The sequence below is a fragment of the Phyllobacterium sp. CCNWLW109 genome, assembly GCF_037203905.1.
Lineage (GTDB): Bacteria > Pseudomonadota > Alphaproteobacteria > Rhizobiales > Rhizobiaceae > Phyllobacterium > Phyllobacterium ifriqiyense.
This window is the reverse complement of sequence record NZ_JBBCBK010000003.1, coordinates 28,689-47,766: the sequence shown is the minus strand read 5'-3', so window position 1 is coordinate 47,766 and position 19,078 is coordinate 28,689. Positions and strand designations below refer to the sequence as shown.

The 19,078-nt window shown below is 54.5% G+C and carries 18 protein-coding genes and 1 riboswitch; of the genes, 17 read left to right on the top strand and 1 reads right to left on the bottom strand.

Annotated features, from left to right (window positions below; genetic code table 11):
• The first annotated feature begins 65 nt into the window (after window positions 1–65).
• From V9K92_RS10845 to thiD, 11 genes are all read left to right on the top strand, one after another.
• Window positions 66–272, top strand: coding sequence for a hypothetical protein (locus tag V9K92_RS10845; protein WP_336440725.1), 207 nt, complete (start codon window positions 66–68; stop codon window positions 270–272).
• On the top strand, window positions 269–2,710 hold the full coding sequence (gene gyrB / locus V9K92_RS10840) for a DNA topoisomerase (ATP-hydrolyzing) subunit B (protein WP_337353984.1): 2,442 nt from the start codon (window positions 269–271) through the stop codon (window positions 2,708–2,710). Before V9K92_RS10845 ends, gyrB begins: the two co-directional genes overlap by 4 nt.
• A 281-nt stretch (window positions 2,711–2,991) precedes the next feature.
• Window positions 2,992–4,044: a dipeptidase gene (locus tag V9K92_RS10835; RefSeq protein ID WP_307282232.1), complete on the top strand. Its 1,053-nt coding sequence runs from the start codon at window positions 2,992–2,994 to the stop codon at window positions 4,042–4,044.
• A gap of 71 nt (window positions 4,045–4,115) precedes the next feature.
• Entirely contained in the window at window positions 4,116–5,723 is a 1,608-nt protein-coding gene (locus tag V9K92_RS10830; protein WP_115051627.1) for an ABC transporter substrate-binding protein, read from the top strand.
• A gap of 31 nt (window positions 5,724–5,754) precedes the next feature.
• Window positions 5,755–6,807, top strand: coding sequence for an ABC transporter permease (locus V9K92_RS10825; protein WP_115051497.1), 1,053 nt, complete (start codon window positions 5,755–5,757; stop codon window positions 6,805–6,807).
• Complete coding sequence (gene nikC / locus V9K92_RS10820; protein WP_115051496.1) at window positions 6,804–7,727, top strand: nickel transporter permease; 924 nt, start codon at window positions 6,804–6,806, stop codon at window positions 7,725–7,727. Before V9K92_RS10825 ends, nikC begins: the two co-directional genes overlap by 4 nt.
• A complete protein-coding gene (locus tag V9K92_RS10815; protein ID WP_307282236.1) occupies window positions 7,724–8,557 on the top strand; it encodes an ABC transporter ATP-binding protein in 834 nt (277 codons plus the stop codon). The genes nikC and V9K92_RS10815 overlap by 4 nt, the downstream gene beginning before the upstream one ends.
• The gene (locus tag V9K92_RS10810; protein WP_307282238.1) at window positions 8,554–9,324 is read left to right on the top strand and encodes an ABC transporter ATP-binding protein; all 771 of its coding nucleotides are present in this window, start codon (window positions 8,554–8,556) and stop codon (window positions 9,322–9,324) included. The genes V9K92_RS10815 and V9K92_RS10810 overlap by 4 nt, the downstream gene beginning before the upstream one ends.
• A gap of 148 nt (window positions 9,325–9,472) precedes the next feature.
• A complete protein-coding gene (locus tag V9K92_RS10805; RefSeq protein ID WP_337353983.1) occupies window positions 9,473–10,438 on the top strand; it encodes a TadE/TadG family type IV pilus assembly protein in 966 nt (321 codons plus the stop codon).
• A 50-nt stretch (window positions 10,439–10,488) separates the two neighbouring features.
• Window positions 10,489–10,592: riboswitch (TPP riboswitch) on the top strand.
• A 64-nt stretch (window positions 10,593–10,656) separates the two neighbouring features.
• Window positions 10,657–11,322 carry a thiamine phosphate synthase gene (gene thiE / locus V9K92_RS10800; RefSeq protein ID WP_337353982.1) on the top strand — a complete coding sequence of 222 codons (666 nt, stop codon included), beginning with the start codon at window positions 10,657–10,659 and terminating at the stop codon, window positions 11,320–11,322.
• Window positions 11,319–12,119, top strand: a complete 801-nt coding sequence (thiD, locus tag V9K92_RS10795; RefSeq protein ID WP_337353981.1) for a bifunctional hydroxymethylpyrimidine kinase/phosphomethylpyrimidine kinase — start codon at window positions 11,319–11,321, stop codon at window positions 12,117–12,119. The genes thiE and thiD overlap by 4 nt, the downstream gene beginning before the upstream one ends.
• 22 nt (window positions 12,120–12,141) lie before the next feature.
• On the opposite strand, the gene V9K92_RS22855 is transcribed toward thiD, so the two are convergent.
• The gene (locus V9K92_RS22855) at window positions 12,142–12,951 is read right to left on the bottom strand and encodes a transglycosylase SLT domain-containing protein (protein ID WP_443094456.1); all 810 of its coding nucleotides are present in this window, start codon (window positions 12,949–12,951) and stop codon (window positions 12,142–12,144) included.
• A gap of 265 nt (window positions 12,952–13,216) precedes the next feature.
• Here V9K92_RS22855 and V9K92_RS10785 point away from each other — a divergent pair, with 265 nt between their 5' ends.
• The 6 genes from V9K92_RS10785 to V9K92_RS10760 all read left to right on the top strand — a co-directional run bounded on the left by V9K92_RS10785 (window position 13,217) and on the right by V9K92_RS10760 (window position 19,000).
• Complete coding sequence (locus V9K92_RS10785) at window positions 13,217–13,960, top strand: FadR/GntR family transcriptional regulator (RefSeq protein WP_336440720.1); 744 nt, start codon at window positions 13,217–13,219, stop codon at window positions 13,958–13,960.
• A 33-nt stretch (window positions 13,961–13,993) separates the two neighbouring features.
• Window positions 13,994–14,968: a sialic acid TRAP transporter substrate-binding protein SiaP gene (locus V9K92_RS10780; protein ID WP_115051489.1), complete on the top strand. Its 975-nt coding sequence runs from the start codon at window positions 13,994–13,996 to the stop codon at window positions 14,966–14,968.
• Window positions 14,969–15,034: 66 nt separating this feature from the next.
• On the top strand, window positions 15,035–15,607 hold the full coding sequence (locus V9K92_RS10775) for a TRAP transporter small permease (RefSeq protein WP_337353980.1): 573 nt from the start codon (window positions 15,035–15,037) through the stop codon (window positions 15,605–15,607).
• A gap of 3 nt (window positions 15,608–15,610) precedes the next feature.
• Window positions 15,611–17,017, top strand: coding sequence for a TRAP transporter large permease (locus tag V9K92_RS10770; protein ID WP_337353979.1), 1,407 nt, complete (start codon window positions 15,611–15,613; stop codon window positions 17,015–17,017).
• Entirely contained in the window at window positions 17,014–18,060 is a 1,047-nt protein-coding gene (locus V9K92_RS10765; RefSeq protein ID WP_336440717.1) for an L-idonate 5-dehydrogenase, read from the top strand. The genes V9K92_RS10770 and V9K92_RS10765 overlap by 4 nt, the downstream gene beginning before the upstream one ends.
• Before the next feature lie 82 nt (window positions 18,061–18,142).
• On the top strand, window positions 18,143–19,000 hold the full coding sequence (locus V9K92_RS10760) for a D-alanyl-D-alanine carboxypeptidase family protein (RefSeq protein WP_336440716.1): 858 nt from the start codon (window positions 18,143–18,145) through the stop codon (window positions 18,998–19,000).
• Window positions 19,001–19,078: the final 78 nt, after the last annotated feature.

Sequence of the window (19,078 nt, the reverse complement as noted above, 5' to 3'; positions counted from 1 at the left end):
AGTATATATTTCTAGTGGAGTTTACGCATTTGACATTTGCATAGGAGCCTGCGGGCGGATGGAGCATGAATGTCAAAATTACCCCGCTAGGACACAGATTATCCATAGTGCTGGCGCAGATTAACGATCATCCGTGGACAGCCATGCGGCATGAATTGGAAAAACCAACAGAAATCACTATATCTAAGCATAGGTTGGGCATGATTCGCCCAAGATATGCTATAAGGACAGATGCACTGTTCCTGCCTTTAGAAAAGATTGAATTTACATGAGTGAAACACCCGAGATGACAACCGAAACCTCGCCGGAATATGGCGCGGAGTCCATCAAGGTTCTCAAGGGGTTGGATGCAGTTCGCAAGCGCCCCGGAATGTATATCGGTGACACGGACGACGGTTCCGGCCTTCACCACATGGTTTACGAAGTCGTGGACAACGCTATTGACGAGGCGCTTGCCGGTCATGCGACCCGCGTTACAGTGACGCTCAATCCCGATGGTTCCTGCACTGTCACCGACAATGGCCGCGGTATCCCCACCGACATGCACTCGGAAGGCGTTTCCGCTGCCGAAGTCATTATGACCCAGTTGCATGCGGGCGGTAAGTTTGACCAAAACTCCTACAAGGTCTCCGGCGGTTTGCACGGCGTTGGTGTTTCGGTTGTCAATGCGCTGTCTGTCTGGCTGAAGTTGAAGATTCGCCGTCAGGGCAAGATTCATGAGATGAGCTTCACGCATGGTGTGGCGGATAGTCCGCTGGTTGTGACCGGCGATTCTGAAGGCCTCACAGGAACGGAAGTATCGTTCCTGCCTTCGACCGAAACCTTCACCATGGTTGAATTCGATTTCAAGACATTGGAACATCGCCTGCGCGAGTTGGCCTTCCTGAATTCCGGTGTGCGTATTCTTCTATCTGACCGCCGCCATGCCGATCCGGTCGACCTGGAGCTGTTTTACGAGGGCGGACTGACTGCCTATGTGAAATATCTCGACCGCTCCAAGAAGGAGCTGGTCGGCGAGCCGATTTATATTCGCGGCGAGCGGGATGATACGACTGTTGAAGTCGCCATGTGGTGGAATGACAGCTATCACGAGAATGTCCTGTGCTTTACCAACAATATTCCGCAGCGCGATGGCGGAACGCATCTTGCCGGTTTCCGTGGCGCGCTGACGCGTCAGATGACCGGCTATGCGGAAAGCACCGGTCAGGCCAAGAAAGCCAAGGTAACGCTGACGGGCGATGATTGCCGCGAGGGCCTTACAGCCGTGCTTTCGGTAAAAGTGCCGGACCCGAAATTCTCGTCGCAGACCAAGGACAAGCTCGTTTCTTCGGAAGTGCGTGCTGTCGTGGAAAGTCTGGTCAATGAGGCATTGTCGACCTGGCTTGAAGAGCACCCGACTGAAGGCAAGGTGCTGGTCGACAAGGTTATTCAGGCAGCCTCGGCCCGCGAAGCCGCGCGCAAGGCGCGCGACATCACCCGCAAGAACTCGCTCAGCATCAGCTCACTGCCGGGCAAACTTGCCGATTGTCAGGAAAAAGATCCGGCCAAGTCGGAAATCTTCATCGTCGAGGGGGATAGCGCCGGTGGTTCTGCCAAGGGCGGACGCTCGCGTCAAAACCAGGCCATTTTGCCACTTCGTGGTAAAATTTTGAATGTGGAGCGCGTGAAGCTCGACCGGATGCTTTCATCCGACCAGATCGGCACGCTGATCCTGGCGCTGGGCACGAGCATTGGCAAGGATGAGTTTAACCCGGACAAGCTGCGTTACCACAAGATCATCATCATGACCGACGCTGACGTCGATGGTGCTCATATTCGTACATTGCTGTTGACCTTCTTCTTCCGCCAGATGCCGGAATTGATCGAGCGTGGCCATATCTATATTGCACAGCCGCCGCTCTATAAGGTCTCGCGCGGCAAATCCTCGCAATATCTCAAGAACGAAGTCGCCTACGAAGAATTCCTGATTGAATCCGGTTTGGAAGAAGCTTCGATGGAGCTGGACAGCGGCGAAGTTCGCGCTGGTTCCGATCTGCGTGCGGTGATTAATGATGCGATGGCTGTTCGCCATCTGCTGCAGGGCCTGAATACACGCTATGACCGGGCGGTTGTCGAGCAGGCAACAATTGCCGGTGCTCTGAACCCCGAAGCCATTTCCGATACGGCACGCGCTCAAGCGCTGGTGACAGAAGTTGCAGGGCGTCTCGACCTTATTGCCGAAGAAACGGAAAAGGGCTGGAGCGGCCGTCTTGCAGCGCCTGATGATGGTATTGACGGCTATATTTTTGAGCGCTCATTGCGCGGCGTCAAAGAGACCGTAACGTTGGATATGGCGCTGATTGGCTCGGCTGACGCGCGCCAGCTGGATCGTTATTCCGCCCGTCTGCATGAGATTTATTCCAAGCCGCCTGTTCTGCGCCGCAAGGAAAAAACCGATATGATTGCCGGCCCGATCTCATTGCTCGAAGCGGTATTCGCCGCTGGCCGCAAGGGACTTTCGCTGCAACGCTATAAGGGTCTGGGCGAAATGAATGCTGATCAGCTTTGGGAAACCACGCTTGATCCAAACGCACGTTCGCTGCTGCAGGTGAAGGTGAACGATGCGACCGACGCTGACAGCCTGTTCTCACGTCTGATGGGCGATGATGTCGAGCCGCGCCGTGAGTTCATTCAGGACAATGCGCTCAGCGTAGCAAATCTGGACGTTTAACAAACACAGCATCGCTTATCACCCCAAACATTGCGATCAATATCAAGGCGGTAATCAAAAGATTATCGCCTTGTTGCGTCTTGGCTGCGCTCCTAGCCATGTCGGGCAAGTGCACAATGTGTGGGCAAATTGTCCGGCAGCCTTCTATTTATACTTTTGTCTAACAACTCCCTTGAATGTTCATTGCGGGCGTGATCTTTTGGCAGAATTGGTGCTGGGATATTCGACGAAATGATTATCCGCCGGTGCAAGGCTTTTGATAAATCTGAACGGAAATTGAAATGCAGCCAGTCTTCGATGGTCACAACGACGTGCTCTACCGGTTGTGGAAACATTCGAAAAGCGGAACGGATCCGGTTCAGGAATTCATCGAAGGTACAAGTTTAGGCCATATAGACAAGAAGCGTGCACTGAAAGGCGGTCTGGTTGGCGGGCTTTGCGCCATCTACGTTCCGTCCGGTGATTTGGCATTCAAGGCTCCGGATGCCAATGGCCATTATTCGACACCGCTTGCAGCGCCGCTTGAACGCGCTCCATCGCTCGATATTGCGTTGGAAATGGCTTCTATAGCCCTCCGGTTGCAGCAGGCAGGCGGATGGAAACTCTGCCGGAGTACAGCGGAAATCAACGAATGCATCGATCAGGATCAATTTGCGGCAGTTCTTCACATGGAAGGCTGCGAGGCGATTGGTGCTGATCTGACGGCACTTGATGTGTTTTATGCAGCTGGCTTACGTTCGCTGGGTCCGGTCTGGAGCCGGAACAACATATTCGCGCATGGCGTCCCGTTTGCCTATCCGATGGACCCCGATACGGGTCCCGGTCTGACAGGGGCAGGCGAAGAATTGGTCAAGGCATGCAACCGCCTCGGCATTCTGATTGATCTCGCGCATATAACTGAAAAGGGTTTTTGGGACGTGGCACGTCTCAGCGACCAACCCCTGGTTGCCAGCCATTCCAATGTGCACGCACTGACGCCTGTCGCGCGCAATGTTACCGACAAGCAGTTTGATGCAATCCGCGAAAGCAAGGGGCTTGTCGGCTTGAATTACGCCGTGGCCATGTTGCGTCCCGACGCCCGCGAAAATGCCGACACACCGCTGACGGATATGGTTCGTCATATTGACTATATGGTCAATCGCATGGGTATTGATTGTGTGGCACTTGGTTCTGATTTCGATGGTGCTAAAATCCCCGGCGAAATTGCTGATGCAAGCGGCAATCAGAAACTGGTCGAAGCATTGCGCGAGGCTGGCTATGGTGAGGATGATCTTGCAAAAATCTGTCGTAAAAACTGGCTGCGCGTGCTTGGCTCAGCCTGGCATGAACAATAAAAATAAACAAAGGTTCGGAACAAGCTCAAGAGATTCCGGCCAATAGCTCTAAACAGGGAACCAGAACAATGTTGATGACCAAGATGAACCCAAAGTTCCGCATGATGCTCGGTAGCGCGGCCATCTCCGCCGTAATGTTGTCGGGCATGCCGGCCTTCGCCGAAACGCCCGCCGATACGCTGGTCGAGGCATGGGCGATTGATGACGTCATCACGCTTGATCCGGGTGAAGCTTTTGAGCTGACCATGGGCGAGATCAACGGTAACACCTATGACAAGCTGGTACGGCTCGACATCAATGATCCATCCAAGATCGTTGCGGATGTCGCCGAAAGCTGGACGGTTTCCGATGATGGCCTGACCTATACATTCAAACTCAAGCCCAATCTGCAATTTGCTTCCGGCAACCCGCTTACCGCTGAAGATGTTGCCTATTCCTTTGAGCGTGCCGTCAAGCTCGATCTGAGCCCGGCATTCATTCTGACGCAGTTTGGCCTGAACAAGGACAATGTGACCGAAAAGGCAAAAGCGGCTGATCCGTCCACTTTTGTTTTCACTGTCGATCAGCCTTATGCACCAAGCTTCGTCTTGAATTGCCTGACATCGACCGTTGCTTCGGTTGTAGACAAGAAATTGATCTCCGAGCACATCGTCAATGATGATTTCGGCAATGCCTGGATGAAGACGAATTATGCGGGTTCCGGGCCGATGAAAATTCGCGATTGGCGCGCTAACGAGATTATCGTTCTGGAGCGTAATGACAATTACTATGGCACCAAGGCTCCGCTCGCCCGTGTTATTTATCGCCACGTCAAGGAAAGCGCGGCGCAGCGCCTTCTGCTTGAAAAAGGTGATGTTGATGTCGCCCGTAATCTTGAACCAAATGATATGGAGCAGGTTACCAAGAACAAGGACATCACCACGGTCAGTGCGCCGAAGGGAACGATTTATTATATCAGCCTCAACCAGAAAAATGAAAACCTGGCCAAGCCGGAAGTCCGGCAGGCGTTCAAATATCTGGTCGATTATGATGCCATCGGCGAACAGCTGATCAAGGGTGCCGGTGATATCCACCAGACCTTCCTGCCAAAGAACATTCTGGGCGAGCTGGATGAAAAGCCGTTCAAGCTGGATGTGGCTAAGGCCAAGGAACTGCTCGAGAAAGCCGGGCTGAAGGATGGCTTCTCCTTCACCATGGATGTGCGTAACAACCAGCCGGTGACGGGTATTGCTGAATCAGTTCAGCAAACCCTCGCACAGGCAGGTGTAAAAATGGAGATCATCCCGGGCGACGGTAAGCAGACCCTGACCAAATATCGTGCCCGTACGCATGATTCCTATATTGGTCAGTGGGGCGTGGATTATTGGGATCCGAATTCCAACGCCGAGACCTTCACCAGCAATACGGACAATGCCGATACCGGCACCAACAAGACACTCGCATGGCGCAATGCCTGGGATGTGCCGGAGCTGACCAAGGAAACCAAGGCAGCCCTGCTGGAGCGTGATAATGCCAAGCGCGCGGCAATGTATCAGGACCTGCAGAAGAAAGTGCTTGAAACCAGCCCCTTCATCATCATCTTCCAGCAGACGGAAGTGGCAGGACTGCGTGCGAACATCAAGAACTTCAAGCTTGGTCCGTCATTTGATACCAACTACGTTTTCAATGTAACGAAGTAATCCGGAATCCGTACCGGTGAGCACATCTGACATGCAATTGGAGGCCAGGCGCTCAGGCGCCTGGGCTTCAAACTTCGCTTGGGCCGTGGGCAGGTTTCTGCTCATTGGCGCCATCACATTTCTTGGTCTTCTGGCCGTCACGTTTTTCATTGGCCGTGTCATCCCGATCGATCCCGCGCTGGCCATTGTAGGCGATCGCGCGCCTGCCCACGTCGTGGCGCGTGTGCGTGAAGAGCTCGGACTGAATCTGCCGCTCTACCAGCAGTTTTTCCTTTATCTTAAGGGTGTTCTGCAAGGTGAGTTCGGCAATTCCGTTCTGACCAGCAATCCGGTTATGACCGATATTATCCGCGTCTTTCCCGCTACCTTCGAACTGGCAACATTGGGCACGCTTATTGGCGCGTTTATTGGTGTTCCGCTTGGAGTGCTTGCTGCCGTCAAGCGGGGCACGATCCTCGACCAGATTGTCAGAGTTATCGGACTTATCGGCTATTCAGTGCCGGTGTTCTGGCTGGGGCTGCTCGGTCTCGTGCTGTTTTACGCCAAGCTTGGCTGGGTATCGGGACCAGGACGTATTGACGTTGTCTACGAGTACACGTTTACGCCGATTACCGGCCTTTACCTGCTTGACGCGATTTTGCAGAATAATTGGGAAGTCTTCCGCAATATTTTCAGCTTCATCATCCTGCCCGCATCAGTGTTGGGCTACTTTTCGCTGGCCTATATCAGCCGGATGACGCGTTCTTTCATGCTGAACGAGCTTGAGCAGGAATATATTGTTGCGGCGCGCGCCAAGGGCCTCTCAGAAACGCGTATCATCTGGGCCCATGCCCTGCGCAATGCGGCAGTGCCATTGCTGACTGTGATTGTGCTCTCCTTTGCCAATCTGCTTGAGGGGTCAGTGTTGACCGAAACGATCTTTTCCTGGCCAGGCCTTGGCAGCTACATCACCAATTCGCTGCAAAATGCCGACATGAATGCGGTGCTCGGCGGCACGATTATCATTGGTGCCGTGTTCATCGCCATCAACCTTCTTTCCGATCTTCTGTATCGGCTACTTGACCCACGGACACGCGCACGATGAGCGAGATCGCAAAACCAATTTCCCGCCGTGAATGGCTGATGAGCGACCGGCCGCAATCGCGTATGCAGGCCCGGCTTGGCCGCGCCTATCTGATCTGGAGCCGTTTTGCCAGCAACAGGCTCGCCGTGATCGGACTTGGTATCATTTTTGCGCTGGTGCTGGTGGCGCTATTCGCTCCTCTGCTTGCGCCGCATTCACCGGTTGCAGGCGATCTGCGCAATGCACGGCTTTTGCCACCCGGTGGCGATTATTGGCTCGGCACAGACGATCAGGGCCGCGATATTCTTTCGCGCCTTATCTATGGTTCGCGTCTGACGCTCTATGTAGTTGTCCTCGTGGCTATCATCGCCGCGCCGATTGGGCTGCTTGTCGGCACCATCGCCGGTTATGCCGGAGGCTGGGTAGACGCAATTCTTATGCGGCTCACCGATATCTTCCTGGCATTTCCAAAGCTCATTCTGGCTCTCGCTTTGGTGGCGGCGCTGGGACCTGGCATTGAGAATGCCGTCATTGCCATAGCGGTCACCTCGTGGCCACCCTATGCACGCATTGCCAGAGCTGAAACGCTGACCGTGCGCAATTCCGACTATATTGCCGCCGTGCAGCTCATGGGTGCATCACCCATGCGTATCGTCCTGCGCCACATCATGCCGCTTTGCCTTTCATCTCTGATCGTCCGTGTGACACTCGACATGGCCGGAATTATCCTGGTCGCCGCAGGCCTTGGTTTCCTTGGTCTGGGCGCACAGCCGCCATTGCCTGAATGGGGTGCGATGATCGCATCCGGCCGCCGGTTCATCATGGATCAATGGTGGGTGGCAGCCGCACCGGGTTTTGCAATTCTCATCGTCAGTCTGGGCTTTAATCTTCTTGGCGATGGCTTGCGCGATGCGCTCGATCCAAGGGGGAACAACCAATGAGCGCCTTGCTGACAGTCAAGGATCTTCGCGTGCAATTTCCGACCCGCACGGGCGTCGTGGATGCTGTGCGCGGCGTTTCGTTCACGCTTGGTCGCGAAAGGCTCGGCATTGTTGGCGAGTCCGGTTCAGGAAAATCCCAGACCGGGCGCGCAATCATGGGACTGACGCCACATCACGCAAAGATCACCGCCGATACGTTGAATTTTGACGGAATGGATCTTCTGGATATTTCGGCAAAGGAGCGGCGAAGCCTGCGTGGAAACCGCATCGCCATGATCCTCCAGGACCCGAAATATTCGCTCAATCCTGTGATGAGCATCGGCAGGCAGATTGTTGAAACGCTGCGCACCCATGAAAAGGTGAGCAAAGCCGAGGCACGCAAGCGCGCGCTCGACATGCTTGCTGCTGTGCAAATACGTGATCCGGAACGGGTCTTTAATCTGCATCCGCATGAAGTTTCCGGCGGCATGGGACAACGCGCCATGATCGCGATGATGCTGGTGACCGGACCGGAGCTGCTGATCGCGGATGAACCGACTTCCGCGCTTGATGTGACAGTGCAGCTGGATGTGCTGCGAATCCTCGACAATCTGGTGCGGGATCGCGGCATGGGTTTGATTTTCATCTCCCATGATTTGCGGCTGGTCTCCTCCTTTTGCGACCGCGTTATCGTCATGTATGCAGGACGGATCGTCGAAGAAATCGCCGCTGCAGACCTTAAGAACGCAAAACATCCATATACACGCGGGTTGATGAATTGCATGCCGCAGATCGGCACCGACCGGCATCCGCTGCCGGTCCTTGACCGCAAGCCGGAGTGGGCCGCATGAACAATCTGCAAGTGGCGGCTCTCAGCGTCGAAAATCTTGAAGTGAAGTATGATCGTTTTCGCGCATTGCGCGGCGTCAGTCTTGATGTCCAGCAGGGCGAGTCTTTTGGTCTGGTGGGCGAGAGCGGCTCGGGAAAGTCAACCTTGCTGCGAGCCGTCGCGGGACTTGCACCTGTTACCGGCGGCGCGATCACAGTCAATGGCAAGACGCTTGGTTCGTCGCGTACAAAAGCATTTTACCGTGAAGTGCAAATGGTGTTTCAGGACCCCTATGGCTCGCTGCATCCGCGCCAGACCGTGGATCGCCTGTTGCTGGAACCATTGGTCGTGCATGGCTTTGCCGATATCGAAAAACGTATCCTGCGCGCGCTTGATGAAGTGGGCCTTGGTTCAAGCTTTCGCTTTCGCTATTCGCATCAGCTTTCCGGCGGTCAACGCCAGCGTGTCGCCATTGCCCGTGCATTGATCCTGGAGCCTTCAATCCTGCTTCTTGATGAACCGACATCAGCCCTTGATGCTTCGGTACAAGCGGAAGTTCTTAACCTGCTGGAGCAGATAAGGCGGGATAGAAAGCTGACCTTCCTGATGGTCAGCCATGATCTGGCGGTGGTCACCCATATGTGCGACCGGCTGATGGTGATGCAGAATGGCGCAGAGGTGGAGCGCCTGTCGGCGACAGACCTTGCCCGCCACGCAGTCAAGGAAGATTACACGCGCAATCTTCTTTTGGCGAGCGAGGGTTTTGTCCGGCCGGAAGCATCCATATAGAGCTGTAAGGTTCACCGGATTTTTACCATTGCTGAACATTCAGGCGCTCTTTACTGCCTGAATGCAGAATGGTGAAAATCTGAATGAATTTCATAAGCCGTCATTCACATGGCTGAATCAATGGTCTGCCCAGCGACTGGAGTGGGCCATGAAAAAAATAAGAAACTTTCTGAAAGACCGTAGTGGCGCGACAGCCGTCACATTAGCATTGTTGCTCGTACCTATGGTGGGAATGACCGGGCTTGCCGTGGATTATACCCGCGCAAGCGGCGATCGCTCACGATTGCAGGGCATTGCAGATTCCGCGGCATTGGCCGGAGCCTCCGTTTTTACGGGTGAAAACAAGGCTGCTGCCGAAGCAAGTGCACGCGCCTATCTGCGTGCTCATCTTGGCGCCGAGATGGATAAAATGCAGGTCGGCTTTGATACCAGCAACCAACGCGTGATTGTATCGCTCGCGGGCGAAACAAATACGCTTTTCATGAAGGTACTAGCCAAGGAAAAAGTAGCTATAGGTGTGCTTGCGGAAGCATTGGCACCATTGAAACCGTCAAGCGCTACTATAACGATTAATACGGTCACCGGGTGGTATTACAAACGGGTCTCCATCTATGTCACGCGGGGGGGCAAAGATGTCAGAGTGGGCACAATTACCTATACCGCAACAGACCATAGCGGAGCAGGGGGTAAAGGATCGGGCATCACTGACCCGGATACAGGAAAGCCGGTAACATTCGAGCTTGGCGAATATGATGAAGGCAGCCTTCGCATGGTTATGCAGGTCAAGACCGATGGCTGCGATATCGGTTACCGGAACACATCCACGAACAACAAAGTTGTTTGCAAAGCAGATACCGGTTCGAAATATAAAACCTATAATGCGACCTACAGCACCTTGGACTCCAGCACCTATACGAACCTGTTTGTCGACGGTGTTCGATTAACCGCCACCGCGACCAATCCTCTGGCTCTTTTGGATTGCGACCAGAAGGAGCATGATCACTGGTGGGAAGACGGGGGAAGTCCCGCGAGCGTGATCGAGCCGGACTTTCTTTACAAGATCAAGGCCGCATGCAAGGCCGTTGACGGGGAATATGTCCGACTGACTCGTTAAGCCGAACCACCCCGGCGCATTGACTTCCATGATGCGCCGTCTCATCATGATTTCATTCCGAGGGGGGCATCGTACGATGCTGAGATGGCGCTGAGCCAAGACCCTTGAACCTGATCCGGATCATGCCGGCGTAGGAACGGGAATTGAGCAATTATCGCGCTGGTTCGTCTTTCTTCGCACATATCCGGGTCTCCAGTTTTGAAAGTGGAGTCCGTGACGTGACAAAAGTAGATTACCGCCTCAATGCCATTGTCGATTTTGATGCTATTGGCCCTGACAAGGATTTGGGGGCGCTGGCTCTCGCTGCGGCGCGTGGCGGTGCGACGATCATCCAGTATCGTGACAAAAACTCCGCAACGCGTGACATGATTGATCGTGCACGGCAGATACACGCCGCGATCAAGGCGACAGGCGTTCCTTTGCTCGTCAATGACCGGATTGATGTTGCGCTTGCCGCTGGCGTTGAGGGTGTCCATGTGGGGCGCGAAGACATGGCGGTTGCCGATGTCCGACATCTGCTCGGGCCAAATGCGATTATCGGACTGACCGTCAAGAATGAGCCGGACGCGCAAGCAGCAATTGCTGGCGATATTGACTATGCCTGTATTGGCGGCCTGTTTGAAACACCCACCAAGGAAAATCTGCAACCGATCGGCTTTGACGGGTTCAAGCGCCTGGCTGCCATCATACGCAAGGCAAAACCGCATTTGCCCATAGGCGCTATCGCCGGTATTGGGCTGGAGCGCACGCCGCTTGCCATTGAAGCGGGTGCCGATGGAGTAGCGGTCATTTCTGCGATCTTCCGTCAGGACGATCCGCAAGGAGCGGCGCAAGCTTTGCGGTCGGCGGTGGATGAGGCATTGCAGGTAAGAGAGCCAGCATGACCGCAATAGCGCTGACTATTGCCGGGTCTGACAGCGGCGGCGGGGCAGGAATCCAGGCCGATTTGAAAACCTTCTCGGCGCTCGGTGTTTATGGAGCGAGCGTGCTCACCGCGATCACTGCGCAGAACACCCATGGTGTTACGGCCATTGAGAATCTTTCGCCCGATATCATCCGGGCTCAGATGGACGCGGTTCTTTCCGACCTTGAGGTGAATGCAATCAAGATTGGCATGGTCTCGACAGTATCAACCATAGAGACAATTGCGCAGGGGCTTGATCGCTGGCAGCGCAAAGCGGTGTTCGACCCTGTCATGGTTGCAACTGCGGGTGACCCTTTGCTGGAGCCGGCCGCAATCGACGCTCTGCGCCAGCTTCTCTTGCCGCGCGCGCTGCTGCTGACTCCCAATTTGCCGGAGGCGTCCTTGCTAACAAATATGCCGATTGCTGAAGATGAAGCCCAGATGGTGCGGCAGGCGGAAAAGCTGCTCGAACTTGGTCCCTCAGCCGTACTCATAAAGGGCGGACATGCCAAGGGGGATATGAGCACCGATATCCTGCTTGATGGGTCCGGAATGGAGCGATTTTCGACGCCGCGTATCAAGACAGTCAATGATCATGGTACTGGATGCACACTGGCGTCTGCCATTGCCGCTGGCCTGGCAAAAGGAATGGCTCTGCATGGTGCCGTTAGTGAAGCCAAGGACTATCTGACGGCTGCCATGGCGGCTGGCGAAATGCTCAAAGTCGGCAGCGGGCGTGGGCCGGTCCACCACTTCCATCGCTGGTGGGCGGCCTAGCAGCACCGGTGCAGTTTTGATTTCAGAGTGGAGCGGCGGTGCTGGCTGGTGTCGCGTTGCTCAAGCCTGTGGTTGCTCCACTGGTGGCTGCCGAAGCAATGTCAGGCCGTTGCATCGGCAACGGGATCGCTGCCGGAAACGCCACAGCGGGTTCTTCTGAATAAGCGAGTTGCGCCGGCATGGCAGGCGGTGTTTCAGCGGGAGCCATCGCCGTCATCGTCGCGGGTGCAACAGGCGTGCTTGACGGTTTCAGGCCGGTCTCTTCCAGAAGGCCCTTTTTCTTGGCCTGATAATAATAGCCGCGAGCGTAAAGCCGCACGGCCTGATCAGGATTGTTATCGGCAACCTTGTAGGCGCCAGCAAGATACTTCACGCCAAATTTGAGATTTGTTTCTGCATCCAGCAAATCTTGCGCGGAGCCGGTGTGACCCATGCCGCGTGCTGTCGCGGGCAACATCTGCATCAGACCCCAATAGGGACCGTTGCGAGCCTGTGGATTACCGCGGCTTTCCCGATGCACAATGCGGCGAACCAGCGATTCAGGCACTTCGTAGGCAACCGAATATTTTGAAATCAAACTGTCGAGCGGCGTACCGTTATCTTTGAATTCAGGAGCGCTTTTCGTGCTTGTGGCGACCGTGACGGTGCTCTTGCTGTCCGTGGCCGCATCGGAATTAGCGGGCGCTTCGGCCGCAGCAACACGCGGAGATTGTTCAGGAATTGGCAGTGATGCAGCCTCGGGCAGCTTGGGATCAGTCGTGGTGCAAGCGCCCAAAACCAAGGCGAAACTCAAGCAGGCAAATGTCCGAAGTGATCGTGTATCAGGCAGCATTTATCACCGGTTCGACGAAGCATCTCTTTTAACGATTGGTTTCTCATAGCGCGTTCGTTCGCTTTAGAGGCAATCACTTTCTGATACAAAATGTAACAATGCTCATGAGCGCCCCGCCAAGGCGAGACAAGTTGCGAAAACCTGCCCTGTTAAAACCGATCCGAACCAGCGGTTGACTCGCTCATATATATCAATGTATCAGTTATATATTGGTAAGGCCAGTTTACCAGTTGCCGGAAATGGGAAGCCGGGTGGGGAGGTTTAAATGTTCGCAGCCATTCAGTCACGCCGGCTTTACCGGCAGGTGGCAGACCAGATACGAAGCCAGATCGAACATGGTCAGCTTGGTGTCGGAGAGCGTTTGCCCGGTGAGCGTGAACTGGCGGAGGAACTTGGCGTTTCCCGTCCCACCATTCGTGAGGCTTTGATTGCCCTCGAGGTCGAGGGGCTCATCCATATTCGCATGGGATCAGGTGTTTACGTGGCGCGGTCGCCACGGGAGAAACACCTGCGGATTCAGCCTGACGAGCTTGAAGGGCCGTTCGAGCTATTGCGGGCACGCGCGCTGATCGAGTGTGCTATTGCCGAAGAAGCCGCCCGCACAGTGACAACGAAACATATAGAAGCGATGGACGATGTGCTGACGCAAATGGCGCGCACATTCAACAACCCGCAAGTGTCGATTGCGCTCGATCGCACCTTCCACACGACCATTGCCGGCATCATGGAAAATTCCGCGCTCGACCGCGTTGTCGGAGAGTTATTCGACCAGCGCATGACGCCTTATTTCACCAGGCTGGCCAGTTATTTCGAGAGTGCGGCTTCATGGCGGGAGGCTTTTGAGGAGCACCGTGCAGTACGCGATGCCATAGCAGGTGGTGATCCCGCTCGTGCAAAATCTGCGATGCAATATCATCTGCATCAATCGCAGCTGAGATTTTCCAGAAGTTTCGACGAGGAGCTGGAAACGGAAAGAGACCAATCTGCAAAGATGTCTCGACAGAAATAACGCGAACTAAATTCAATAAGGGAGGAAATAACAATGAAATTCAAACTGGCTACACTTCTTGGCGCCGCTGCGGCGCTTGCCATTTCGGCAGTGGTTGCACAGGCGCAGACCACGCTGAAATGGGCTCATGTGTATGAGACGTCCGAACCATTCCATACGGAGTCTGTATGGGCGGCGGAAGAAATCGCCAAGCGCACCAATGGCCGTTACAAGATCGACGTGTTCCCTGCATCTCAGCTTGGTAAGGAAGCTGACATCAACCAGGGATTGAAGCTCGGTACAGTCGATATCATCATTTCGGGTTCAAGCTTTGCTGCCCGTGATTCCAAGCCGATCGGCGTTACCTATTTCCCCTATATCTTCCGCGATTCCGACCATCTGATCGCCTATACCAAAAGCGATGTCTTCAAGCGGCTTGCTGCTGGCTATGAGGAAAAGACCGGCAATCATATTGCATCGGTCAGCTATTATGGCACGCGTCACACTACCGCCAACAGGCCCATCGCCAAGTGTTCCGATATGGCCGGGTTGAAAATCCGTGTCCCGGACGTTCCAGCCTATCTGGCAATGCCGCGTGCCTGCGGCGCCAACACAACGCCAATCGCTTTTGCCGAAGTCTATCTGGCATTGCAGAACGGCACTGTCGAAGCGCAGGAAAATCCGCTGACGACGATTGAGGCCAAGAAGTTCTTCGAAGTTCAGAAGAACATCATTTTGACCGGCCATATTGTCGATCACCTGAATACCGTCATTTCCAAGCAGCTTTGGGCCAGCCTTAGTGACGAAGACAAGAAAATCTTCGGCGATGTGATGCAGGAAGCCGCCGAAAAGACCACCAAGACGATTGCCGCCAGGGAAAAGGAACTTGTTGCGAGTTTCAAGGAACGTGGCCTTTCCGTTACCGATGTGGACAAGGCAGACTTCGAAAAAACCGTTCTGGAAAAGGTGAAGTTCGAAGACTTCGGTTACGAAAAGTCCGACTGGGAAGCCATTCGCGCCATCAAGTAACCTATCAGTCTGGCCGGGCAGCCTTGGCTCCCGGCCTCTTTTTCTGCCCTGAGGACGGAGACTGCCATGTCCAAGGAAGTTCATACACAGATCACAGCGGAAGAAATTGCCCATTCATTCGAGGATGCGGCGCCGGTTATTAACCTGCGCGAATACGCCGTAGAGGATTGGCTGACGCTCGTCGTCTTCTGGCTGATGACCGGCTGCGTTTTCTTGCAGTTTTTCACACGCTATGTCCTCAATGACAGCTATGCCTGGACTGAGGAAATCGCGATCAACTGCCTGATCGGCGTCGTATTTCTCGGATCCGTCATGTGTGTTCGCGTCTCCCGCCACATTCAGGTCGATGTGCTTTATCACTATGTGCCAGCGCCCGTTGCGCGTGTCCTTGCGACCTTTGTCGATCTCGTGCGCATCGGCTTCTTCGTTTACGCTGTATGGTTGATGTGGCGCTATGTCGAGATTGTTGCCGACGAAATGATGGTGACAATCGATCTGCCGCGCAACATCGTTTTTTACGGGGTTCTCTTATCTTTCGTCCTGATGCTGCTTCGTTCCATTCAGGTTTTTATTGCCAATATCCGCCGTGGCTATTCCGTTCTGGAACGTCCCGAAGAATTCCAGAGCGTCGAGGGCTGATCAATGTTGCTGCTTGTTGGTTCATTTCTACTATTGATGATTGTCGGTGTGCCGGTCGCCATTTCGATGGCCGTGGCGTCTGTGCTCTATCTTGTGTTTTTCGGCGTTGCACCCGACATTATTGTCGCCCAGCGCATGATTGCCGGGGTTGAGAGCTTCCCGCTGCTTGCGGTTCCGTTTTTCATTCTCGCCGGCAATCTCATGAATTCGGCCGGTGTGACAGGCCGCATCTATTCCTTTGCGGTTTCGCTTGTGGGATGGATGAAAGGCGGACTGGCGCAAGTCAATATTATTGGCTCGGTAATCTTCTCCGGCATGTCGGGAACGGCACTGGCCGATGCCGCCGGTATCGGCACAATCGAAATCAAGGCGATGAAGGATCATGGCTATCCGGTGGAAGCAGCGGTTGGCGTTACGGCAGCTTCGGCAACGCTTGGCCCTATTTTCCCGCCATCCCTGCCTTTCGTTATCTATGGCATGATGGCCAATGTTTCCATTGGCGCGCTGTTTATGGCCGGTATTGTGCCCGGCATCGTCATGACCGTCTTGATGATGATTACGGTTGCTATCTTCGCTTATGTGAAGCGCTGGGGTTCCGACACGCCATTCGAACTCAAGAATCTGCTTGAAGCGTCGCTGGAAATCGTCGTCGTCGCCTGCGTGCCAGTCCTCATCTATCTGCTCACGCTTACCGGCTTGTCTATAAATGCTTCGGTCGGCCTTGCACTTGTGGTTCTGCTGGCTGCCGACTGGTATTTCGACTTTTCCGCCGTCATGGCACTGATGACACCTGTGATCCTTATTGGCGGCATGACCATGGGTTGGTTTACACCGACAGAGGCAGCCGTTGCCGCAGTTCTCTGGTCACTGTTTCTTGGGTTGGTACGCTATCGTACCATGACAATGGCTAGTCTCGCCAAAGCGAGCTTTGATACAATCGAGACCACCGCTTCCGTGCTGTTTATTGTCACTGCCGCTTCGGTTTTCGCCTGGCTCTTGACTGTCAGTCAGGCGGCGCAGCTTCTTTCTGCAGCCATCCTCTCGATTACCGACAGCAAATGGGTGTTCCTGATACTGGTCAATATCTTGATGCTGTTTGTCGGTTGCTTCCTCGATACAATTGCAGCGATCACAATTCTTGTGCCGATCCTTTTGCCGCTGGTCTTGGGTTTCGACATTGATCCGGTTCATTTCGGGCTGATCATGACGCTTAATCTCATGATCGGTCTGTTGCATCCGCCGCTGGGAATGGTGCTCTTCGTGCTGTCCCGCGTCGCTAAACTTTCTGTCGAGCGAACCACCATGGCAATTCTGCCTTGGCTGGTGCCGCTCTTCATCGCACTGATCGCCATCACCTTCATTCCGGCGATTACACTTTGGCTCCCAACCCAACTAGGCCTGATAAAATGAGTAATAAAGGTATCGCTGCCACGCTTTTTGCAGCGGAAGATCTCCGTGTCGTTGACATTGAACTTGGAGAACTCGCGCCCAATATGGCACGGGTCAAGTTCGGTGCCGGCGGGATATGTGGCTCTGACATGCACTATTTCCGGCATGCAAAGACCGGCGATTTCGTGGTCACGTCGCCGCTCATTCTTGGCCATGAGGTTGCGGGTGAGATCATCGAAATCGGCCGCGACGTTACTGGTATTGCCGTTGGCGACAGGGTTGCCGTAAACCCGTCCCGTTGGTGCGGAACCTGTGCCTATTGCCATGAGGGACGCCCGAACCTTTGCGAAAATATCTATTTCATGGGTTCTGCATCCAAGACGCCTCACATGCAGGGCGGTTTCGCCAGTGTGTTTGACGCGGTTGCCGCGCAATGCGTCAAAGTCCCGAACGATCTGCCATTCCAAGCTGCGGCATTGGCTGAACCCCTTGCGGTCTGCCTGCATGCCGTTCGGCGCGCAGGGCATGTAAAAGGGACTTCAACGATCATTTTCGGCTCCGGACCAATCGGACTGTTGACATTGCTGGCACTGAAACATGCGGGGGCGGAATCCGTGACAATGGTCGATATCGCGGCTGCACCGTTGAAGTTTGCCGAAGAGCTGGGCGCAGACCAGATCGTCGATGTCTCCGGCGGAGAGGAAAGATTGGCCGAAGTTGCTGCGGCGACACCATTCGACATTGCTTTTGAAATCTCCGGCACGCCGGCAGGTCTGGCCTCGGCCATTCGCACAGTTCGGCGCGGTGGCACAGTTGTTCAGGTCGGCAATCTTGCCGGTGGATCAATTCCCGTGCCTGCCAATGCGGTCATGTCCAAGGAACTCGATCTGATCGGCACATTCCGCTTTGGCGATGAATTCTTCGAGGCTGTGGAATTGATTGTTGAAAACAAGATTGATGTCCTCAAGCTGGTAACAGGCGAATACAAACTCGCCGACGCGCCTGAGGCCTTCCGTACGGCGCTGGACAGGTCGCGCAGCGTCAAGGTTGTTCTGACAGCCTGATGCTCATGCGACCGCTTGGCGTTGCCGCTGAAATCAGCTAACAAGGCGCATCTGGTCCAACCACAATATGCCGCGAGTATCCATGTTTTTGCATCCTGTCGTGAAATTCGTAGCTGTGTTGGGTCTGACCTTAAGCGTTGCAAGTGGATGCACGACGGCAACGTCGCTCGATTCCGTTGGGGCAATTACGCCAGCCCCAACGACTGAAAAATCCGCTGCCATCGTGGTTGATGGCAGCACGGGTGCCGTGCTTTATCAAGCGGGTGCCGATCTGCCGCGCATACCGGCATCGCTTACCAAAATGATGACGCTTTATCTGACATTCGAGGCGTTGCAATCGGGGCGGATCAGCAAGGATACGCAGATACCGATTTCGGCTCGTGCGGCCTCGCAGGCACCAAGCAAGCTTGGTCTTAAACCCGGCAGAACGATTGATGTGGATACAGCAATCAAGGCGCTGGTGGTTAAATCCGCTAATGATGTTGCCGTGGCTTTAGCCGAGTATCTGGGCGGAACTGAAGAGCAATTTGCGGCCCAGATGACCGCAAAAGGCCGACAGCTTGGTATGCGCGGCACGATTTTTCACAACGCTTCCGGGTTGCCCGACGCGCAGCAGATTACCACTGCGCGAGATATGGCTTTGCTGGGCTTGTCTTTGCGTAAGCATTATCCGCAGCAATATCATTACTTCGGAGCACAGGATTTCATGTTCGACGGCAAAATCATCCGTGGACATAACCGTGTTCTGGCCCAGTTGAACGGCGCAGATGGCATCAAGACAGGCTATGTTCGCGCCTCCGGTTTCAATATCGTCACATCGATCAGTGATAATGGCCGCCAGCTCGTCGCTGTCGTGATGGGCGGCGAAACTGCCAGACAGCGCGATGCGCAAGTTGTAAGTCTTGTTAATGCCTATCTGCCGCAAGTCGCACACAAGTAGCCTTATCGGGACGGTTTCTCCGCAGGGTTGAAAAACACCCCCTTGCTGTTGCATGGTCTGTCCAGCGCGACTCATTTT